General features: G+C 35.9%; 16 protein-coding genes. All 16 read right to left on the bottom strand.

Annotation, left to right across the window (positions count from 1 at the left end):
• Positions 1–35 precede the first annotated feature (35 nt).
• Positions 36–1124: a radical SAM protein gene (locus PBOR_RS08115; RefSeq protein WP_042211224.1), complete on the bottom strand. Its 1089-nt coding sequence runs from the start codon at positions 1122–1124 to the stop codon at positions 36–38.
• Positions 1111–2763, bottom strand: coding sequence for an ABC transporter ATP-binding protein (locus tag PBOR_RS08110; RefSeq protein WP_218918889.1), 1653 nt, complete (start codon positions 2761–2763; stop codon positions 1111–1113). Before PBOR_RS08110 ends, PBOR_RS08115 begins: the two co-directional genes overlap by 14 nt.
• Before the next feature lie 64 nt (positions 2764–2827).
• On the bottom strand, positions 2828–4471 hold the full coding sequence (locus tag PBOR_RS08105; RefSeq protein ID WP_042211222.1) for an ABC transporter ATP-binding protein: 1644 nt from the start codon (positions 4469–4471) through the stop codon (positions 2828–2830).
• A gap of 20 nt (positions 4472–4491) precedes the next feature.
• Positions 4492–6087 (bottom strand): B12-binding domain-containing radical SAM protein, encoded by a 1596-nt coding sequence (locus tag PBOR_RS08100; protein ID WP_042211221.1) that lies wholly within the window; start codon positions 6085–6087, stop codon positions 4492–4494.
• A gap of 42 nt (positions 6088–6129) precedes the next feature.
• The gene (locus PBOR_RS08095; RefSeq protein ID WP_042211220.1) at positions 6130–7290 is read right to left on the bottom strand and encodes a phenylacetate--CoA ligase family protein; all 1161 of its coding nucleotides are present in this window, start codon (positions 7288–7290) and stop codon (positions 6130–6132) included.
• Positions 7271–7546, bottom strand: coding sequence for an acyl carrier protein (locus PBOR_RS08090; RefSeq protein ID WP_042211219.1), 276 nt, complete (start codon positions 7544–7546; stop codon positions 7271–7273). The genes PBOR_RS08095 and PBOR_RS08090 overlap by 20 nt, the downstream gene beginning before the upstream one ends.
• Positions 7530–8993: a class I adenylate-forming enzyme family protein gene (locus PBOR_RS08085; protein ID WP_042211218.1), complete on the bottom strand. Its 1464-nt coding sequence runs from the start codon at positions 8991–8993 to the stop codon at positions 7530–7532. Before PBOR_RS08085 ends, PBOR_RS08090 begins: the two co-directional genes overlap by 17 nt.
• An 11-nt stretch (positions 8994–9004) precedes the next feature.
• Positions 9005–9604: a YdcF family protein gene (locus PBOR_RS08080; protein WP_042211217.1), complete on the bottom strand. Its 600-nt coding sequence runs from the start codon at positions 9602–9604 to the stop codon at positions 9005–9007.
• Positions 9605–9629: 25 nt separating this feature from the next.
• The gene (locus tag PBOR_RS08075) at positions 9630–10631 is read right to left on the bottom strand and encodes a pyruvate kinase (RefSeq protein ID WP_042211216.1); all 1002 of its coding nucleotides are present in this window, start codon (positions 10629–10631) and stop codon (positions 9630–9632) included.
• Positions 10632–10794: 163 nt separating this feature from the next.
• On the bottom strand, positions 10795–12366 hold the full coding sequence (locus PBOR_RS08070; protein WP_042211215.1) for a cysteine peptidase family C39 domain-containing protein: 1572 nt from the start codon (positions 12364–12366) through the stop codon (positions 10795–10797).
• A complete protein-coding gene (locus PBOR_RS08065; protein WP_052429382.1) occupies positions 12350–13168 on the bottom strand; it encodes a glycosyltransferase family 8 protein in 819 nt (272 codons plus the stop codon). The genes PBOR_RS08070 and PBOR_RS08065 overlap by 17 nt, the downstream gene beginning before the upstream one ends.
• Positions 13169–13237: 69 nt before the next feature.
• Positions 13238–14266, bottom strand: a complete 1029-nt coding sequence (locus tag PBOR_RS08060; protein ID WP_218918888.1) for a BtrH N-terminal domain-containing protein — start codon at positions 14264–14266, stop codon at positions 13238–13240.
• A 70-nt stretch (positions 14267–14336) separates the two neighbouring features.
• Positions 14337–14921 carry a nitroreductase family protein gene (locus tag PBOR_RS08055; protein WP_042211213.1) on the bottom strand — a complete coding sequence of 195 codons (585 nt, stop codon included), beginning with the start codon at positions 14919–14921 and terminating at the stop codon, positions 14337–14339.
• A gap of 29 nt (positions 14922–14950) precedes the next feature.
• Positions 14951–15673 carry a thioesterase II family protein gene (locus tag PBOR_RS08050; RefSeq protein ID WP_042211212.1) on the bottom strand — a complete coding sequence of 241 codons (723 nt, stop codon included), beginning with the start codon at positions 15671–15673 and terminating at the stop codon, positions 14951–14953.
• Between the two features lie 20 nt (positions 15674–15693).
• Complete coding sequence (locus tag PBOR_RS08045) at positions 15694–16815, bottom strand: cysteine peptidase family C39 domain-containing protein (RefSeq protein ID WP_042211211.1); 1122 nt, start codon at positions 16813–16815, stop codon at positions 15694–15696.
• Positions 16812–21446, bottom strand: coding sequence for an SDR family NAD(P)-dependent oxidoreductase (locus PBOR_RS08040; protein WP_042211210.1), 4635 nt, complete (start codon positions 21444–21446; stop codon positions 16812–16814). Before PBOR_RS08040 ends, PBOR_RS08045 begins: the two co-directional genes overlap by 4 nt.
• Positions 21447–21452: the final 6 nt, after the last annotated feature.

The following is a 21452-nucleotide window of genomic DNA, read 5'->3' as shown; positions in this document are numbered from 1 at the left end:
ATATTCCGAGTTTAGGGGGCCTGGCTGTTATTACCTCAGATAAACATATGATGAGGATCATTTACTTTTTTAACTTTCTTCGAGCAAAAATATCGATCAAGTTCCATCCTGGTACTTGCATTCTTGCAATATGAGCATACATTCTCGCAAATCAATTGATTTTTTTCATTTAAGTTGGCCGGATTATAAATCTTCGTTAAGTCTTGGTCGTTTACGTTCCCTAAACTTCTATCGTTGTCGATGGCTGTATACTGACCCAAGCAAGAAAAAACCCGTCCATCTGGCACAACAAGTCCAATTAGATTTTTTTCAATAATTGAACATTTCTCATTTGGTACCTTATCAATGTATGGTTGGCTTTCAACCTGAGTAAATTTTCTTATATTGGTAACAATATTTCTCTTTTCTGCATGTTGTATTACTGAATCTATAATGCTTCTATAGTAGTCTTTGTTCATTTTAAATTCTCCAAAGTCGTCCAACATTTCCGTGAAGAACACTTGGTCAACTTTCAATTTTGAAACTACATCAAGGTATTCAATAATAGAATTATAATCCCCATATTCACTACTTAACATCATCGTAGTACCCAAGATCATGTTTTGCTTGCTATCGGCCAATCTGGATAAATTCCCTATAACTTTATCAAATTGTTCTCTATTGAATTTCATGTACCTGCAATATTGATCAGCATTTCCGGCCAAAAGTGAAACTCTAACCCAACTACATTTATTAATTGTTTTTTCTAGTTCTTCACTAAAATGCACTCCATTTGTTATAAGACCTACCTGTATGCCATGAGTAACCAATTTATTTATTGCTATGGGTAAGTATTGATGTAGTGTGGGTTCTCCGCCTCCTGATATAGTTACAGATTTTACGCCCATCTCTATGCAGGATTCCACAACTGATTCAAATATATTGTTATCCAAATGCTCCCCTTTCCGTTCGTGAAAAGCGCAGAATTTACAACTGGAATTACAGATATTTGTCGGAAAAATTTCCATTGATATAGGAGGGATATATAAGCTTTTTAAATTGTACTTCTTATTGATTCGACTTAAATGTGCATAAATTCTCATCCGCTTACTGGTTCGATTATTCAGTTGATCATACGTATTCATAATATCCCCCTTGGCGTACTTCAAGATCTTTTCCTGCAATAACCCTTATATATTCCTCAGACGTAGCAGACAACTCTGCATGTGAACCCCTATTTAATATATTGCCGTCCTTCAGAACAAAAATAGAATCGGAATCTTTAACTAACGTTAGTCTATGAGAGATAATAATTATAAGGTTTGTTTCTCTCAACAAATTTAAACTTTGTCTAATTATAATTTCCGCCTCTAAATCAATGTTAGATGTTGCTTCATCAAGAACATAGATTAGTGGTTTCTTCAAAAAGAGTCTTGCTAAAGCTATTTTTTGCCTTTGACCTCCTGATAATAAAACTCCTCTTTCACCAATTTCTGTATCCCAGCCGTTCGTCAATTCATTTACGAAATTAAATAAATCTGCTCGTTTGCAACATTCTAAAACAAGTTCATCATCAGCTTCTGGATTTGATATTAAAATATTTTCCTTTATCGACATATCAAATAAAACTGCATCCTGAGTCACCACGCCAATATGCTTATATAAAGAATGTATTGGAATTTTATTTATATCTTTATTACCGATCCGTATATTACCTTGCTTCAGTTCCAAAATCTTCAACAATAAATTGACTAATGTAGTTTTACCAGAGCCACTCTCTCCCACAATGGAGTATATCCCATATTTACCCATCTCTAAATTTATCTTCTCTAGCACTTGTTTAGATTCATAACTATAGCTAAGGTTATCGACCAGTATAGATAATTCTGAGTTCTCCAGGTCTATGCTTTGTATCGGCTCATCCCTGTTTAATACAACTAATATTCTATCAAGTGCTATTTTCTCAATTTCACCCTTAAGATAGAGTTCATTCAATTGTACAATACCCTCAATTATTTTATCATTAAATGAAAGTATAACTACTAAGGTTGCTACGTCCATTTTTCCATATATAATGAGTAGTCCCCCGACACAAAACAGCATAATTCTCGATATGATTTTTTCCTTTATTTCAAATAAACTGATATCCAAACACCAATAAAAAAATTGTTTTACATACAGCTTGTTCAGTATATCCCAGTTTTTTTTGAATTTAGTTTGCATGAATACTTCAGCATTGTTTGATTTTACATGTTTAATATTACCGAGTATGTCTGATGTATCTCTTTCATAATCAGCAAAGATTTTTTTATAATCTCTATCAAGACTTCTTACTCTGCGAGCTAGATATGCTGATATCATGATTGAAAATGGAATGAACATTAATATCAATATTGTTAAAATCCAGTTATGAAACATTAAAAGAAAGAAATAAACAATCAGCGACAATACGAGCATTATTATATCTATTGATTGACTAATAAACCCTTCAGTACTCTTCACATAATCGAATAAGATTTCTTTATTATCTTTTTCTTGTATATTGTTATTGTAAATCTTACTCAATAACCTACTACGCATATTGTTACTATATTTTGTTATAATCAAAACTTCATTTTTACAATTTACCATTTGAGAAATAGCAGAGAGTGCCACTAATGACGAATAAAATATGAGTATAACGGTTATGGTGCTGAATTGTGGGGTACCTAGTAACTCATCAATGAATATCTTGTAAGTATAGGTAATACCAATCCCTGAAAGTAACATAATAAATTTATTCATTGTAAGGTTCATCATGTTCCGTTTAACATTTAAATAGGGCAGGATACCCCGCAGATACGATACTCTATTCATGACCAACCGCCTTAATATCAACTATCTTATTACATAGATGTGCATTTCTATTATAGTGTGATATCCAAATAATCATTTTATCCTGATATATATTTAACAACTCATTCAATACACTATTTTCGGTATCCATATCTAATGCGGATGTAGCTTCATCGAGAACTAAAATACTTGGTTTATTTAATAATACTCTTGCAATCATTAATCTTTGAAGCTGGCCCCCCGATAAAGACTGACCATCAGTACCCAGTTTCGTATTTAATCCATCAGGTAAAGAGGATATTACTTTTTCAAGTTTAACTTGCTTTAATAGCGTATTTAATTCCTCATCACTGACATTCTCTTTTCCGAGTAATATATTATCTCTTATAGTGTCATTGATCACAAAAGACTCTTGCCAAACAACTCCAATATTGTCTCTTATACTTTTAAGAGTAAATTCAGTTATACTAACATCATTGATTGTAAGGATGCCGTCTGTAGGATGATATAAGCCTATCAGCAATTTTAGTAATGTTGTTTTCCCTTTGCCATTATCACCTTGTAGCCCCACCCATCCTTTCTCATTCAGCGTTAATGAGAAGTTATTTATAATATCTTCATTATCTTTATAATGAAAGCCTAATTTTTCTGCATTTATTGAATGCACATTTTTTAATTGCAATTCAGAGCTATGTACAATTTCCGATTCCAGCATAAGAATGTCTAATACTCTTTCAATGGCCAATATATTTCGTGCGATTAAATTCCTTCGCTGATATAAACCTCTGAACAAGCTTTTACAAGTGTTGAAGTATGCAATCAATGAAACCAACTGACCTACCGTAGAGGTACCCGCAATGATATAATAAGATGCCATAAAAAAAATAATAACATTGGCACCCTGTAGCAAACATTCTGTAATTACATCATGCTTATTGGTTAATTGCAGTAAATTCCCATCATTTTGTTTAACTGTTTTGTTAGTTTGTAGTATGCGTTTACGAAAAAAGTCACCAGCTTGTTGGAGGATTATTTCATTTAATGAATACGCGTACTCCAATAATTGGGTGTTTAACTTACTTTCATTTTCATGAAAGCTTGCTTGTTCTTTTTTAATATTTTTTTTAATTTTTGATGTTAGTATAGTTATTATTGGTATAATGATTATTGAAACAATCCCAACTTCAATATTCAAATAACACATCATACCAATACCAAATAATAATTTGGTCGTATTGGCTAACGTATAAAATATATTATGATAAATCAATGAAACAATCTCACCACAATCATAATTTATACGTTTCAGTAGATCGCCTGTATCATATCTCTCCGATTCGGCTAATTTGCTGCTTAATATTTTATTGAACATGTTTAGCCTTATGTTGTACAGAAAGCCCATTTGTAACTTAGCCCAAATATAATTAATTCCTAGATGCATGGCTTGACCCAACAAAAAAACAAGCAAATATGCTAAAATGATCCATAAAAAGACATCGATTTTTTTACTGTAATATAATTGATCAATTAAAATCCCAAACACATATTGATGTGACATATTTATAAAAGAAACTAAGAATATCAGAATAAATGCTACAATAAGATATGCTTTATATCCATAAATGTGGAGCCTTAATATAGAAATCAATTTTCTCATAGTTGTTTAGCCTTTCACCATTAAAATCTGCTTAGATAATATGGGTCATGACGGCATAAGTTTTTATATAAATTATTTCTAGCAGCCATTAAATCTGAATAAATGCTGCTGATATTTTGATGTATGAGATATTTTTCCGTTATAGCATCTGCTTTCGTATCCAGCTTATCAGTTTCCAATAATTCCAACATCCACTCACTAATTTTTAGATTCAACTCGCTTTTTAGCTTTTCCATTTCCACATTTGCGTTACTAATGATTTCCATAGCTGTCGTATCATTATTATTCTTGGCATCACGCATGAGAAATACTAATATTGTGGGGAAGACCCCACATAAATAACTCGATTGTTTTAGGATCTTATTTGTTTTCACAACATGATCAAGATATTTATAAACACTTTCCACTTGATCATTTTCAAATTTAAATGAATTCATTCCAATATGAGGACCTTTTATTAATAGTCCATCAGATTCTATTTTTTCATACAATGAAGTTCCTTTAAATGGAATTAGACAACTGCTAAAATTCGACAAATCACATGCATACCCAATCTCCCTTAAGAAAATCACATTTTCTTGGAGAGTTTCAACACTCGAATAGGGACTGAAGTTTATGAATCCAATCATGAGCGCTAAATCCTCAAATTGAGAAAAAAATCGTACAGCATTAAAGCAATCATCCGTCGTTGTTCTTTTGTTGTACAATATTAAATCTTTATCATTTCCAGACTCAACACCCAAAAATACGGAACATAATCCAGATGAAATTAATAGTGACATAAACTCTTCTGATGCTTTTTTATAGAAATTAACTCTATAATTAACATTATATCCAATTTTAATATTCCTCTTCATTAATTCATTTGCAACCTCAATTTGTCTGTTCATCCCGGAATCTTCATAACTATTATCATTGAATACAAACCTATTTTTATTGTATTTATCTTTCAAGTATTCAATTTCGTCAACCACACGCGTTGCTGACATTTTACGAAAGAAACGTCTTCGTTCTCCATTTCTCCAGAAATTATTGGAACAGCAGAAAGTACAAGTAGAGCTACAGCCTCTTGTTGTAGTAATATTGACTAGATTATTTTTTTGTTCTAAAAGCATGTCCCTATTAGTAAATGGTAATTCGTCGAGGTTATCAACCACAGAGCAACCTTCATTAACAATTATTTCACTGTGATATCGGTAACATAATCCCTTGATATCCTTGGTGCTACTTTTATTTTCAATACTCTTTATTAGTTGAGTGAAAGAAATTTCGCCTTCACCAATAATAATGTAATCAACAAATTCATATTCTTTCATTATATCCATATAATGATATGTGGCTGTATATCCCCCCATACTTATTACAACGGAAGGTAAAATTTGTTTCAGTTTCTTTGCATATTCAACCTGGTGATGGAAATATCTATCGTATGTTGTAATCCCAATAATATCCGGATTAAATTCCTTTAGGTATTGTTCATAATCAAGTTCATATGCAAATCTTTTTACTTTCACTTCATGGCCCTCTGCACCTACTGAAGCTGCTAAGCTACCAAGGCCTGGTTCTTCGATAATTTCATTCCCTTTTCCCTGAATAGATAATAATAATACCTTCACAACAAAAGCACTCCTTTTTACTGTGTTCATTCTTGAAGAAAATTAATAATTCACTGAAAATATAGCCATTTTTCCATTATTGCTCACAATTCTATCCTCGTAAAAAATATTAATGACTACTTCTTCCCCCATCACTTTTCTGAACTCATCCTTTATTAGTACTTGTAATCCATCATAAAATTCTACACCCCTGATAATAAATACATCAAAGTTATTAGGAGCTATTTGTACAACACGAAATCTTTTCATGATCTTTTGATTTTTACGGACAATACGATTGTATATTCCTTTCATTACAATATTGCCATTTAGTTTGGTTCCTTTAATTAGTGTGGATATTCTTCCGTCAATCATTTTTAATGCACTATTATTTCCGCACGGACAATCAACCTCAATCAGACATCCAAGATCTTCTGTATCATATTTAATAATTGGAAGGGTTTTCAATTGTAAATTCGTGGTTACAATATTTCCATATTCATTATCCGGGTCATTATTCCTGATTTCTATGTATACTGCATTACTATTGAGATGTAGCGTTTGATGCTTACACTCATAGGCTATGGTCCACATTTCTCTATTTCCATAATGTACAACGCTTTTGACCTTAAAGATGTCTTCAATATATTCTCTCTTCTCTTGGTCAACATATTCACCCTGAAACTCTATATAACGCAAGCTGTCAATATTATGATGTAATTTACCATTATCGATCTCTTGAGCATAATTATAAAAGGCAGATACCGAACCGCATAACCAACGAGGCTGAATATGTGATAAATATTTAAAGCAGTTGTTTAGATTCTGGATATCATAATCAAAAAAGTTGTATACTTTTCTTGCATTAGAACCATATAATAAATAGAAATTATTAGGCGTTATTTCCCGGTCTATTGATAGCCTTTTTTTCCAGATATCGAAAGCCAGATCTGTACGTTCACGAGTATTTTTAGGACATCGTAAGGGTACTCCTGTAGTCCCAGTAGTCATTTCAACAATAATTTCTTCGTTAGTAGATGTATATATGGTTTCACCTAATTCCTGCAAATCCATTCGTTCTGTATACGGGAGCATTTCATATAACTGATCAGGATTAATATTGATTAGATCTAAGCTAGATAACTTGTCTTTGTAGTATTCATTCTTCGATTTCAAGCTTCGCATCAAATCTAAAAAGCGGTTGTCAAGACGATTGAGAATCATTTGTTTTCAACTCCGAGACCATTAGACATACATAGGCCAGTAATAAAGAATACTGATCGATTTTATCAATGGAAAGGTATTTGTCATCGAAATTAATTAAAAACACATTTTCTATATTCACTATGAGCGCAATAAAACGTATTGAATCAAAACCTAAATCCCGTGTTAAGACAAAGTCTTCCCCCAGTAAATCTAAATCTTGATTCGTCATTTCACTAAGGATCGTTCTAATTTTTTGATCAACTTCTTTTCTCATCTGCAGATCTCCTCAATAACTTTCCACTATAGGTTTTCGTTATTTTTTCTACAATTTTTATTGTGTGTGGGATTTTATAGTCTTCTAAATGTTTCGTACAGAATCTAATTATTTCTATGACTGATATAGTTTTGTGTACAGTTACACTAGCTTGGATATATCGTTTATCTTCAGTCTCGATAAGTTCCACTAATGCTTCTTTTATTCCATCATATGATAATAATGCGCTTTCAATTTCTTCAGGATATATATTCCTGCCATTCATAATAATCATATTATCTTTTCTACCCACAATATATAGATAACCTTCATGATCAACATAGCCTAAATCATCAGTATGTAACCAATCCTTTATTAACCCTTTGTTATTCTTATAATAGCCTTTCATAATATTCGAGCCCTTAACAAGTACTTCTCCAATAGTAAATGGTTTGCATTTTTCGCCATTATCATCGATAATGCTTACCAATTGGTCACCAATAGGTTTACCTACCGAGTTCTCTTTGCTTAACATATCTTCTGTAGAAATTTGTGTAATTCGTGGAGCTGCTTCTGTCAAACCATATCCCTGAATTAATGTAACACCAGAGAAATGTCTCATTATTTCAAGGATGGTATGAAATTTAATTATTTCACCGGAGAAATGAATCATTCTCAAGGAATGACCATTTATTTCTATATTACTTTTCATTATGTCATTGAGTATGGTCGGAGTCGCGAATACTACTGATATATTTTCATTAGTGATTTTTTCCGAAAAATAACGCGGTGTTAATAGTTTATTAGACAAAAAGAAGCTACATTGATTATAAATACCAACAAACAGTTCCCCGACAAGCGTAGATATGTGAACTGGATTTTTGATAATTAAAAGCTTATCCAATTCATTCAAATTCAAAAATCCGGAAATATTATTAATCGAAGCTATTACGTTAGCATTTGTAAGCATTACGCCTTTTGGTCTACTTATTGTTCCAGATGTTAGTAAAATTAATGCAACATCTTCCATTTCGTCATCATCACTGAAACTACCCCTTCTTTTTTCCAGAATATCAATTTCAGATGATGTGCAATAAAATCTATGCTTGTATTCAAATTCATTTTTCAATAACTCGTTACATAACCTTGATGAATTCGTAAGCAGGAAATTTATATTTAGATCATCATTAATTTCCTCCAACTTAGATATACCGAGATTAAAATAAACTGGAATAGCTACTGCCTCGATACTATTTAATGCTATTATTGATGAAAGAAACTCTATGCAATTATCAAAAACCAGTACTACCTTCGTCCCTTTTGTGATTCCCATTTCGTTAAAAATAGCAGCAAGTCGAAATATTTCTTCATATAATTCTGTATAACTTATATTTCTATTATTATCTTGTATACGGCAGAATTGATTTTTTAATACTCTTTGAATCAACATCTCAGAATATAATGACATATAAACTCCTATTATTCTAATTTAGAAACTAAAAAATCCGAAAAATATTTCCCGCATTTCTCCAACTCACCCAGTACCCTATTGACTCCTGTATGACTTTCATGCCAATTTTCATTTGAAATGCTTTGAGTTTCACTCGGGACTACATAGATAATCGTATCTGGAAACCAATGAATATAAGTCATAAGTGCTCTACGGGCATGGAATGCTTGACAACATAGAATTGCCTTTTTAACCAAAATATTATTAATATTCAATATATCCCTAGAATACTGGGCATTTTCCGATGTGTTAGTCGATTGGTCTTCACACAGAATCGCCTCTTTTGGAACTCCATTCTTTATTAATACACTAGAACAAAATTCAAAATCTGTCTTGAACTCTCCAGCATAAAGTTCATTTGTTATTCTCTCATTTGGAAAACGCCCCAACTTGGAGGTGTACTTTCCAGCTGGGAGTATATATTTTGCATAGCCTTGATTATATAAATCGGCTGCTTTTTTTGATATTTCCCATTTCGATGAACCTGGTATTAAAATAACGTCGCTAATTTGAGGTTCATCTTCAACAAATATAAAATCGGAAATGTCCTTTATTATTCTGGATGACATAGATAATCCTTTCTTATTCTTATTTTCAATTATAAACGCGATCAACTTTCCGAATAAACTCAACAACATTTTTATACCTTGAAGATCTGGATATCGAATCGGTAATAACTATATTATCTACTCCTTCTTTAACCATGTGTGCTAAATCACATATATCAGCGCGATTAGGCGCATATGACGAAGATAGCGATTTCAAAATATTCGATGCTATGCAACATCTTTTATTTTTCTCAATACATTTACTTAGCGTTAGATCCTGTGCGAACAATAGATTCTCAAGACCAACATTAACAGCAAGACAACCCCTCGCTATCATAATTTCATCGCTGACATCAATGATAGCATCTATATTTTTAATCGCTGAGTAACATTCTATCTTCGACATAATAATCGGATTGTAATTTATATGTTTTAACAACAACTCTTTAAACTCAATGACATCATCACTTGTTTCTATATAAGATAGAACTATACATTCAGGTCTAAGTACATCGATTAATTTTACACACTTCTCTTTAATATCAACAGCTGAAGGTTTAATAAAGCCCTGCTTCGAAGCTATACCTAGACCAGACTTTAATAATCCATCATTATTCGCAACGCATTGTAGATAATTATCACCAATTTGAGTGACAGTTAAAATTATTTCTGCATTACCCAGGTATATCTCTTCGCCAACATTAAATAATGAACAATCAAAGTCAACGATAATTTTTTTGTCATTGGAAATTTCATTTTCACTTATACATATATAAACTGTTTCTCCACCAGTGATCTGTTGTTCACTTTCAATCCATATTCTTTTCTTGTCCTTAGGCCATGCTATATCCAACATTAATTGTAAGTCTTTATTTGTATGTTTTTTGAATTCATTCCGTACATAATTAACAGCTTCAACGTGCTCATCATATGATGCCTTTGATACACAACAACGAACTATTTGAGTAGATGAATTCATCAAGTTCTCCACTAATGTATTATGACTTTCGATTGTGTCAACATTTCCCATAGTAGGTATAATATTCATATTTTTCCTCCTAAATTTAATTGATTTTCTTTAAAAAGTCATTTATTACATAAATAATATTCCATTTTCTTTTTTTGAAATAGGAAATATGTCACACATGAGTAATTTTAAGGAATTATTTACATTCTATTTCTTTGCCTAACAAGGAAGCGGAGTGTGATGTTTAATTTGAGATTCCTAAAGTAATTGAACATATATGAATCTTCCAGCAATTTGGGAGAGTTATGCTTTTTAGTTTACCTTTATTTTTGATACCCAGACATAACCCAAACAAATAATATTTAAATACACCATGACTGTGATATCTTTTTCCGCTTAGTATGATCTCCTCACCAAATAAAGTACGCGGCCATCTGCAATCACTAAATCCAAAAAATATTTCTTCTTTAGTTTGATCCTCAAAATTTAGAATGATTGAATTGTAAAAATCTCCGTTTTCACTATACCCCATTAACATAATGTGAGAATACGAATCTTCAGAAATTAACAGTGTCTGATTCAAACACACAATATTATCATATCTTTTTGGGGAGAAGTCTAATTTAAATCTCATATTTCCTTTCTTAATAGTTCTTCCAGAAAACACATCGTTCTCTATAATAAATCTTCCGTATATTCCCTCTAAATTATGCGGTACTTCATCTGGTGTGAAAAAAACTGCATCATTCGTATATTCTTGTATATCTATGTAATAATAATTCGTTATGTTTTTATTCATCTCTGACCTTTTTTGGGATTCGGTCTCATTAATTGAATCTTGCTTTATGTGTTGGTTTATACGTACTAACTCAGCAATCAATTCTTCCTCTATTGCACATATATTTAATATTAGTTCCCCCAATTTGCGGTTAACCGATTTATTAACATGCGGGCTATAAATAGCTTTTTGTATTATGTGATTAACAGTAAACCATTTAGTTCCCAGCACTCTATATCTTTTTGTAATATCATCCATACATTTACTTTTGCTATTTTCTGCGTACATTTTAAGGGTTAGGCAAAAGAGATTTCTTGAATTAGCAATACTTTTGATTGAATCTACTAAAGCCATGCTTTCAGCAGTACCTTCGTTATCTAAATCCAGAGAAGCTAAAATATCGTATGCCAGGCACTTTATTCCATGAAAAACATTATCCTGATACTCTCTCTTTTTGTACAATCTTTGTTCAGTAAGGTTTACAAATTCACCCATAGAAGGTAATAATTCATTCTCTCTTGCTAAGGTGAATGTAAGAAACATATTTGACAAAGTGCAACCCTGAATGAAATTGTAGTACGGAACATGCCCCGTTTGTCTGGTGCCATGTACATCTAAACAATACATTCCGTTCTTATCAAAGCCTGTAGCCATTACGAATCCTCGATAACGATTGGGTTCTTTTCTTCGTGATTCCGATGCCCAAGGGAGATAGTACTGATCGAACCCTAAGGAAACCGGGCGTCCATTGTACAGTTCAAATTTAACAGTCTCAACCAGCTCTGAGGGAGTATTAAACATAGCTTTCATCGCTCTCACCCCATGATATGCTTCCAGGTTATTAGGGTCACTTTTCAATGGGAAAATTCGTTTCCCTATTATTGGGTCGTTAGGGTTACAATATCGAAAGTCCCAAAGATCCGAAAACATTAATTCATACTTCCGGGAAAACCAGTTTGCAGCTGTTGCAAGTGAACTTTCTATACATGTCATTGAATTTTCATGTATCAGTTTAATGGGATTAATCACTTCTTTCATTACCTAGTATCTCCTCCCGATCAGGTAATGTACTGAAATTTGTTTCTTCATGGAGCCGAGAATATTGAAAGTACTTACCACCGAAAGGATGCTCTGTAAGCCAAGGCTTTTTGGGACCAGTGAAATGGTATATTTTCGCATCAATAAAAAGTTTCAAATTTTCAAAATGTCCTGTAGTATAATTCCATACGGGGCTAAGTATATACCGTTTATTGAATAACACAGCATTCAGCGCGTCTTGATCCATATGCCTTATTTTCTCAGAATTGTTTTTAATCCAATCAAGAACTATCTCTGAGATATTGTTTTCTCTCCACTTACTCATATTGATTAATAATACGCCAGCATTAAAATACCCAAACAATTCAGGGATGCTAAGTATCTCCATCCTGTCTTTATAGGCTCCTTCAACAGCTCCGATGTAATAATCCCCTAATTCAATATTCCACAATTCGGTGATATCACCGTCAATGATCAGATCGCAGTCGAGATATATTACCTTGTCCACGTGTTCTATTAAGCTTGGAACAATGATTCGATAATAAGATTCCAAGGTAATATACGGTTTTTCAATGAATCCATTAAAAATATCACGATTTACTAATATAAAATTGATCGCTGCCCCGTACCGCTGGGCGATCTCATCCAATTTATTCATATTTTTTATAGAGAGATTGTCATACAGTAGGTAAAGATGGACATATTTGTCAGATGCTTTATTGATAAACATAGAGTTTAGCATTACACATAATTGATTAGCATAGTTATCATTTGTGGCAGTAACTATATGAATCTCACTCAAGTCTGACACCTCACAAAAATAAATAATTGATATTTCTATAACTCTCCCGTGATTTTTAGTTCTTAAACGCTAATTCTTAATGTGACTTAATATCAAAGAATAAAGTCCAACTTCAGTTTCAATCAATTCATTAATTTTTTGGGCCAACGGGATCAGATCGCCCGTTCTTTTGGACATGCCAATCTTCATTAGCATTAAGCTAAGTGTATTCCAGCTTCGAATCAACAACCGGACATTGTTATTCACTTGCTCGTCAAACAAGTGCTGCTCCTCCGATAGTTTTGCAATTGTTTTCTCAAGAAGGAACCGGCTCCCCATAACCCCCCACATCCGAATCTTTTTATATAGCATAAGCATGTGCTCTGTAAATTGTTCACCATAATAATCAGGCAACAGAGGCAAATCCTGAACTAACGCTTTGAGAGCATTAACCCCATAAAATGTATTTTCAGCAGTAGTTCTTCTCTGATTTCCTTCTCCTGATATAAATAAAGCGAGGCTCACGGCCAATTCGTTTATCAGCTGATCAGTAGCTTCCTTCTTATTCCAACTCTTAGATAATTCCGCTATATGTTCTTTTGAGAAGACGATACATTCATTTCCCCGTGCATTCCTACCTCTAGTAAATTGTTCTCTTCCGAAAGCTCCCTGATAAATAGTAGCGGGGACCGTTGGCACAAATCCGTCGCTGACCAGAAAATGGTCATTGAACTCATCAATTACAACAACAAAATGGCTCAATCCAAGCCCAAAGGCATTCTTAAAAGCCGCATTATAGTCAATACAGCCAGAATCCATCTTGACAATGATCGGAATATCCTGATGGATACAAGTATTAATCAGCTTCTCAGCGGATGAAGAGTCTAAATCTTTATATATCTCATATTTAAAGTTGTTTTTCTCACAAAAAGTTTCAATAGACTCATGAACAAATGAGCGGATGCTGATATCCACAACATTCCCCTTGCTCCTTTTCTCATAGCAGGTTGCGAACCCCTCCCCCAAAAAGAATATTTCAGTTTCATCGATATCTATGCCCGAGTTCCGCAATACATTTTGAAAGCAAGCTATATAGCATTCACTTCCCTGATGCGTCACAAAATCCTGCAAAAAATCAACCCTTTTCTATTTTTAGTATTGCGATGCTTCTCATGTGAGTTTCGCTCGGTTAAACCCAAGTAACAAGCTGGTGGTCCGGTCTTTGAATCGGTTTTGGGATATGATCGGGATAGCCAAAGGCAACTGCTGCAATGAGCTTTTCATCCGTTTGTAGAATCTCATTTATTTTTTCGTCGATTAGTAATACATCCCCCAGCCAAAGAGAACCCAACCCCATGTCTGTAGCTGCCAATAGCATATTCTGAATGGATGCACTGATAGACTGAATGTCTACCAGCAGTAAATCCTCCTCTTGCTCTTTCTTGGATATACCGTTTGTGGGCAGAGATTCAATGTTTCGTCGATAACAAAATACGATTATAGGGGCTTTAAGCATCAGTCTGCATGTAAGAACTGCACTACTTGTGTTGATCCCCCTTCTATTCATAACCAAAACCTCTTCCAGCAACAAATGAACCATCTCATTCTTTTTTTCGCCTTCCACCACATAGAACCGTCTAGGCTCTCTATAAGCTTTTGGGGTTGGCGCATTCAAGCCCAACGAAATAATTAGTTCAATCAATTCCTTTGGCGGTACTTCCTTTTTGTATTTCCGTATACTCCTTCTCGCAATAATTGTTTCAATGGTTTCCAAGACAAGCACCTCCAATCGTAAGGTTCATTTCATCTAAAAATGTACGGTTTAATCCCGTTATTAATTACATCAACAATTTTCTCCGTACACTCATTTAGGTAAAAATGTCCACCGTCAAAGTGATGGATGCTACACTTTCTGTCTGTACACTCCTTCCAACTGGATAAATCATACTGATTCACTTTTTCATCCTGCTTTCCTACACATATGGTAAGATCGGAAGCAAGCTTTCTTCTTCTGAAGCCAAAATTGTATTGCTCAAATAACTTGTAGTCCGATTTAATTATAGGAATGAATAATCGTTGTAAATTGATATTATCCTGAAGTTCTTTCGGTGTTCCTCCCAGCCTATAAATCTCTTCAAAAAAAAGAGCGTCGGGTAACGTGTGCAAATAATTGCTCACATTTTCTATGTTCGATTGGGGAGGATACATGCCTGAAAAGAAGATGTGAACTGGTTTATAGTCAGCTTCCAGAAGCTTAAGAGCTGCCTCATAGGCTAAAAGGCTCCCAAAGCTATGCCCAAAAATACAAAACTCACTTGAATCAAATCTGTCTTTCATAAATCCAGTAATGTCTTGGACGGCCTGTTCAAGGCTTTCGTAGTGCATCTCTTTGAAACGGCTGCCTCTGCCGGCGAGTTCAACCGGAATTAGTTCAATTTCAGCATCAAGATATTTCTTCCATTTCAGATATACTGAGGCAGAGCCGCCCGCATAAGGGAGACAAAATAGTTTAATTCTTTTGTCCATTTGGAATGAAAACCACCTTCTCAATGGAGTTTGCAGAGGGAAGTGAATTTGGAGTAATATTCGCATTCCGCTTCTAATATACCGGTTAGAATCGATAGGAGTGACTCCATTTTTTGTTTATCATAGACCTGTGAAAAGGTGAATTTCGTTATAACCGACCTCACAGTCTGATACAGATTAACAATCTGCCCGACTTTTAAATATAGGTCTGACTGTGGACCGAATAGATGGTTATTTTTATATTGGTCAGCTAGCTTTGCATTTACAATACCGTTTATATCCATCACGATCTGCTCACTATATTGTCGTAGCAGACATTCACTTAACAAAATTGGTTTCAGCCATTGAACATATTTACTTAAATCAAGTAGTCCGTGAGATATAAGTTCAAAGTTCTTCTCCATGTTGGTCAAGTACATTTGTAAACACCTTTCCCCGTTAAAATGACCATTATCCTTTTTACTTATATCGAAGCTCATATAAGAAGGAATATCTAGCTTATTGGAAAAGTTATTGTACTTAGGAAACCCGCATCTCAATAAGTAATCATCAGTATTATAGTATCCACATTCATTTTGACATTCATAAAACCGCGGCATTCCACATGTTTGTTTGTTGAGTACTATATATCCATCGTAACAATTAATAAGATCCGATAAACTGATTGTTCTTTCCTCATAGGACAGACTGTCCCGATAAATATGCTCAATAATGTGAGCTACCCTGTCAATTTTGTTGTATCCGTGAATAAGCCATGTATGAGACAGATGTTTTTTCAGAAATGTGTCGTTCCTGATTTTCTCGTAGTAACAATCGATCCATACAATCACAGGACGGCCTTCATCAATATCTTCGACAATAGCCTCTACAACGTCATCGCAGACTGATTTTTGGTGAAAACCGATACCATGCAGCTCCAGCAATCGTTCTAAGCTCAAGTCAGAATTGTATTGAACCTCAAGCCTGGGTAATACCTGATCGCGATCCATGGCAAAATTGTAAAACGGTACATCGTTGACCAGAAAAGATAAACAGCTTCCTCCCCTCTCATTTAAAATCGGAAAAAGCGAGTTGTTCAAACAATATCTATAGAACAATTCATTAAACGGCTTAATGTACTCTATTTTGTTTTCATATCTCATTTTCTGTTATTCACTCCTGCAGCTTCTGCCCCAAAAACACCTTTTAAAAAGGTGGACAGCTCTCTGATGGTGCTATGCTTATAAATATCTGTTCCGGTTACGGGAATATCATATTTCTCCATCTCAGCTTCAAGCTTCAAAAGCAGTACAGAATTCCCCCCAATATCGAAATAACTTTCCGTGACTCCTATTACTTCAACCCCAAGGTCACTGCCCAGTGCTTTCACCCAAATGTCATGGATTTTCTTCTCCAGCTCATCATTGGGTTCTTCATAGGTTCTTAGAGACCCACTTCTATTTAATGCCTTGTATTCATTTGTATCATTCGCTCCTTCAAGTAAATGATCCGAAATCTTTAGGGGTAACGAGTCTTGGCTGTTCCTCATTTCCCGCTTATTTATTGAACCCACAAGAATATGGCTGATCCGGTGATCCAGCAACTCATCGAATACCTGCATAGCTTGAGAAGTAGATATAGAGTCAAACAACCAGTTGTCCTGTACAGATACTCCATAATCCACTGCCATCCCCACTTCGTTCCAGGCAGGCCATCCGATGGATAACGTTCGTTTACCTTTCAAATTCCGGTCTGCAGAGAACGAATCCATGAAGGCATTTGCTGCTGTATAATCTGCAGACCCAGGCATGCCAAAGGTACCTATGACAGATGAACAGAGGATGAAGAAGTCCATCTCATCCTCCTTGGTCAGTTCATCTATAACTAGAGTTCCATGGATCTTGGGCATTAGAACATTAGTGATTTTCGCAACGCTTTTCCGTAAAAAAAGGCCATCACCCGCTATTCCTGCGCTATGAACGATCCCATGTACAGCGCCATAACGCTTCCTCAACTGTTCTAACACCAGCCGCAGCTCATCCCTGTTCGCAATGTCCGCACTAATCGTTACCACGTTTGAACCCGTCTTTTCAATTGCTTGGATCAATTTTATTTGATTGCATAGTTTCTTATTTTCATTCTGCTGAATGATATATTTCCATTCTGTCCGTTCAGGAAATACAGAACGGTTCACAAGTGCAAGGTTAATCCTATTCTTCGAAGCCAAATATCCGGCAACTTCCAACCCGACTCCACCGATGCCGCCGGTTATCAGATAAATACCGTCGCTCTTTAGTGTCAGCTTATCCGTTGGGAGCTTGTTCAGGTCACAATCCACAAGCTCCTGAAGGTACCGCTTGTCATCACGAAGCGCCACAAGATAAGGGACTTCCGTACTCTCAAGTTCTCTATATAATTGTTCACTGCTGGTAGAGCTATCAATATCTATGCATCGCACCTTTAGTCCAGGATTCTCCTGTAAAATGACTTTACCTATTCCTTGGATACACGCACCAAAAGGATGAAGAACGGCTTCCTTGCCTGTAACTGCATTCACTGTATGGGTAACCAATACAACTTCCAGGTTACGCAGGCCGCCGCGTTTTGCTAAACCTTTCATAATGTCAAGGAAAATGAACACATTCTTGTTTAATTCCGTCTCAAGGATTGTTTCCATAGATGATTCATTGCTCTGATATAAAGGCCAGAGGTAGTAGAGCTTTTTAAACTTCTTATTGCTCAGACAATCCAGCAGCTCTGAACAGTCCGGCTCATGCGAAGCTAACTCAAAGGTGTTTGGATCAAGCTGTTTGAATTTATCGCCCAAGCGTACCTCAGTTAGCCGATGACCATCCGCTTCCATGCATTCTCTCAGGCCTTCACCCACTCCATATTGATCAGTAAAGAGCAGAATCTCCTCGTTTGCTGCATACTCTGAATTCTTGGGTGCAGGGAAGGATTCTTCTGACCAGACCGTACGGGTATACATTTGCTCTCTGTCAGCATTCCTTATATCTGCAATATTATTTATTGATTCCACTTTCTTAAGACAATATTGGTCGACAACAGCGAAAACTTTCCCATTAACATCTGACATCTCAACTCGGTATATCAACTCATCTGTCGAATCCCTCTCTAATTTATATATGCGGCTGATCATTTTCTGAGGTGTTCTTCCAAAAATTCTTAAGGAGCGGTAGGAATGAGGCAGGTATATCCCGATTTCACCTTCGGCCAGCCTCGCAGCAGAATTGACTGCGACGTCAACTAATGCCGGGTGAAGATAATATTGTAATAAATCCGTAGCATACTTGTTATGTAATTCGATTTCTGTAACGAACACGCCATCGATATGAGCCGCCTGTTTCGAACAATTCCACCGGGGACCATACTCGAAAGTATCATCATTAATGCTGATTAAATCAGAGCCCACTCCCAGGCTAATATTCTTATAATCCGTAAAACTAGAAAATTCGTACGTTTGGTCTTCTTTGTGTATCTCCCCTTTTGCATGCTCTAACCATTTTCCGGTCTCCAAGCTGGATTTGCTCACTATACTAAAATTGAGCTGCTCATCCCAATGGTTGAGGATCATATGTACTTCTCTCTCTGCCTCTGAGTTATTCAAGGTCAAAGGCTTAAGAAACTCTATGTCGATCTTGATCTTCTCACAGTTGAAATGCCGGCAGCCTGCTTCTCTCGCCATTTCAACATAAGCCGCTCCCGGGACCGCAAACACACCCATAATTTTATGCTCGCCGGCCACCCATTGACTTTTTGCACTAAAACGGGCACCATAAATAGTTTGACCCTTCGTGGTCAACAAGTGGCTCTCCAGCAGCGGATGGCCCAACCGATACCCAATGGTTTTGCTATTTTGCATTAAATTCACATTGTCGGGCCAATAACGTTTCCTTTTTAATGGAGTTGCAGGTATAGTAACCTTCCTAACGTTCATACCGCGATATAGTTCACTCCAATCAAGCTCAGCCCCGGAAACAAAGAACTTGCAAACCTCTAATAATAGAGAATTGTCACCCGACTGTTGGACGGCCCGGATAAGCTCAAAAGCCTTTTTCCTCTGCTCTTCCTTCTGCAAGTTGTCCTTCGGGTAAGAATAAGCATAAAATATGTCCTTGTCCTGAAGTTTCTCAAAACGACTGGAACAGGCAATGTTGATTTTTTCTTTAAAATCAGCCACACTTCTTATTACTACCGCAATCCGGTATGCATGGTGAACACGTCCCGTGTTGGATGTATAACAGATGTTATGGTAATCAAGGTTAAAGCTGCATTGGGACAGATAATCTTTATAGGCATTCAATGCAATCTCTAAACCTTCTTTCGTTTCAGCCGTAATGGTCAGAATGCTTGGCTGATTATTGACCGACTCTCCCTCTGTCCGCAAGGGCGCCTCTTGAATAACTACATGACAATTGGTTCCGGTAAACCCAAAGCTGTTGATACCCGCTGTCAACAAATTGTCATTTCCCTTCCACTCTCTGGTTCTATCATTGACAAATAGCGGCGAGTTGTAAAACTTAATATAACTATTGGGCTCGCTGAAGTTTATGCTAGCGGGAAGAACACCATGTTTAATGGATAACACAACTTTAATCAGGGAGGCCATACCAGAAGCCGCTTGAACATGGCCGATGTTTCCTTTTAACGATCCAAGGGAACAGAATTGCTTTTTCTTCGTGAACTCATCAAACGCCGATGTCAAACCCTTCACTTCGATTGGATCGCCCAGCTTCGTGCCTGTTCCGTGTGCTTCGATGTAGGAGATCATTTCCGGATTGATTTTTGCCTCTCTCCATGCACTAACAATAACTTCTCTTTGAGCATCGGAATTGGGAGCTAGGATACCATTAGACTGGCCATCGTTATTCATCGCTATTCCTTTAATTATGGCCTGAATATTGTCCCCGTCTGCCAGCGCTTTATTAAGCGGCTTTAGAAGGACTGCACCAACCCCTTCTCCCCATATAGTGCCATTTGCTTTTCGGTCAAACGTCTTCACTTCTCCGGTCAAGTTTTCCACAAAGCTTTCGATGGCTGCGCCGCTCTTCCCGGGATAGTAATCTAGTGATATACCGCCTGCAATGGCCATTTCTATTTTGCCTTCCCTAAGCTCCTTGCAGGCCATATACAATGCGACCAACGCTGACGAGCATGCCGTATCCACAACCAATGCAGGACCTCTTAAGTTGAAAACATAAGATACTCGGCTTGCCAAAATACCCGACCAGCAGCCAGCCTCCGCTTCTAAGGACTTTTTCCCCAACAAGGTCTCATAGACAGAATTGTTTGTATGGTCTCTACCGACAAACAACCCGGTTTTAGTTCCCTGAATGTCATCAAATAACATCCCTGCATCCTCGATGGCTCCCCAGGCTGTCTCCAAAAAAATTCTCTGATAAGGATCCATTGCGATTGCTTCTTCATCTGTTATACGAAAAAACTCTGCTGCAAATAGGTCAATTTCTCTTAAAAATCCGCCCAATTTCGAAGCATTGGCTGAAGGCACCTCTGTCACGAGGTGTTGGATATCGTCCCATCTTTCTTTAGAGATTGGACTAATACAATTTCTCCCTTGAACCAAGCGATTCCAAAATTCATTCAGGTTAACCGCATTGGGGAACCTTCCGGATATTCCTATGATAGCTATGTCCTGATCGTGTTCGGGAGCAACAGGTTTGCGTTCCAGCTTTTGCAACATTTTTTTTGCAACATTTTTGTCAATGAGCTTGTCTGCAAAAAGCTCCAAAATGTATTTTCGAAAGTCCTCCATGTCTTC

The sequence above is a fragment of the Paenibacillus borealis genome (genome assembly GCF_000758665.1).
Taxonomy (GTDB): domain Bacteria; phylum Bacillota; class Bacilli; order Paenibacillales; family Paenibacillaceae; genus Paenibacillus_AQ; species Paenibacillus_AQ borealis.
The sequence above is the reverse complement of the archived record's forward strand: the minus strand, read 5'-3'. Positions and strand labels throughout refer to the sequence as shown.

Bases quoted from the DNA above. Each gene is read 5' to 3' on its own strand.
- PBOR_RS08085 (WP_042211218.1), bottom strand. From the start codon at position 8,993: ATGTCATTATATTCTGAGATGTTGATTCAAAGAGTATTAAAAAATCAA.
- PBOR_RS08050 (WP_042211212.1), bottom strand. From the start codon at position 15,673: ATGGACAAAAGAATTAAACTATTTTGTCTCCCTTATGCGGGCGGCTCT.
- PBOR_RS08080 (WP_042211217.1), bottom strand. From the start codon at position 9,604: ATGTCATCCAGAATAATAAAGGACATTTCCGATTTTATATTTGTTGAA.
- PBOR_RS08045 (WP_042211211.1), bottom strand. From the start codon at position 16,815: ATGAGATATGAAAACAAAATAGAGTACATTAAGCCGTTTAATGAATTG.
- PBOR_RS08105 (WP_042211222.1), bottom strand. From the start codon at position 4,471: ATGAGAAAATTGATTTCTATATTAAGGCTCCACATTTATGGATATAAA.
- PBOR_RS08115 (WP_042211224.1), bottom strand. From the start codon at position 1,124: ATGAATACGTATGATCAACTGAATAATCGAACCAGTAAGCGGATGAGA.
- PBOR_RS08095 (WP_042211220.1), bottom strand. From the start codon at position 7,290: ATGATTCTCAATCGTCTTGACAACCGCTTTTTAGATTTGATGCGAAGC.
- PBOR_RS08040 (WP_042211210.1), bottom strand. From the start codon at position 21,446: ATGGAGGACTTTCGAAAATACATTTTGGAGCTTTTTGCAGACAAGCTC.
- PBOR_RS08070 (WP_042211215.1), bottom strand. From the start codon at position 12,366: ATGAAAGAAGTGATTAATCCCATTAAACTGATACATGAAAATTCAATG.
- PBOR_RS08090 (WP_042211219.1), bottom strand. From the start codon at position 7,546: ATGAGAAAAGAAGTTGATCAAAAAATTAGAACGATCCTTAGTGAAATG.
- PBOR_RS08110 (WP_218918889.1), bottom strand. From the start codon at position 2,763: ATGAATAAATTTATTATGTTACTTTCAGGGATTGGTATTACCTATACT.
- PBOR_RS08075 (WP_042211216.1), bottom strand. From the start codon at position 10,631: ATGAATATTATACCTACTATGGGAAATGTTGACACAATCGAAAGTCAT.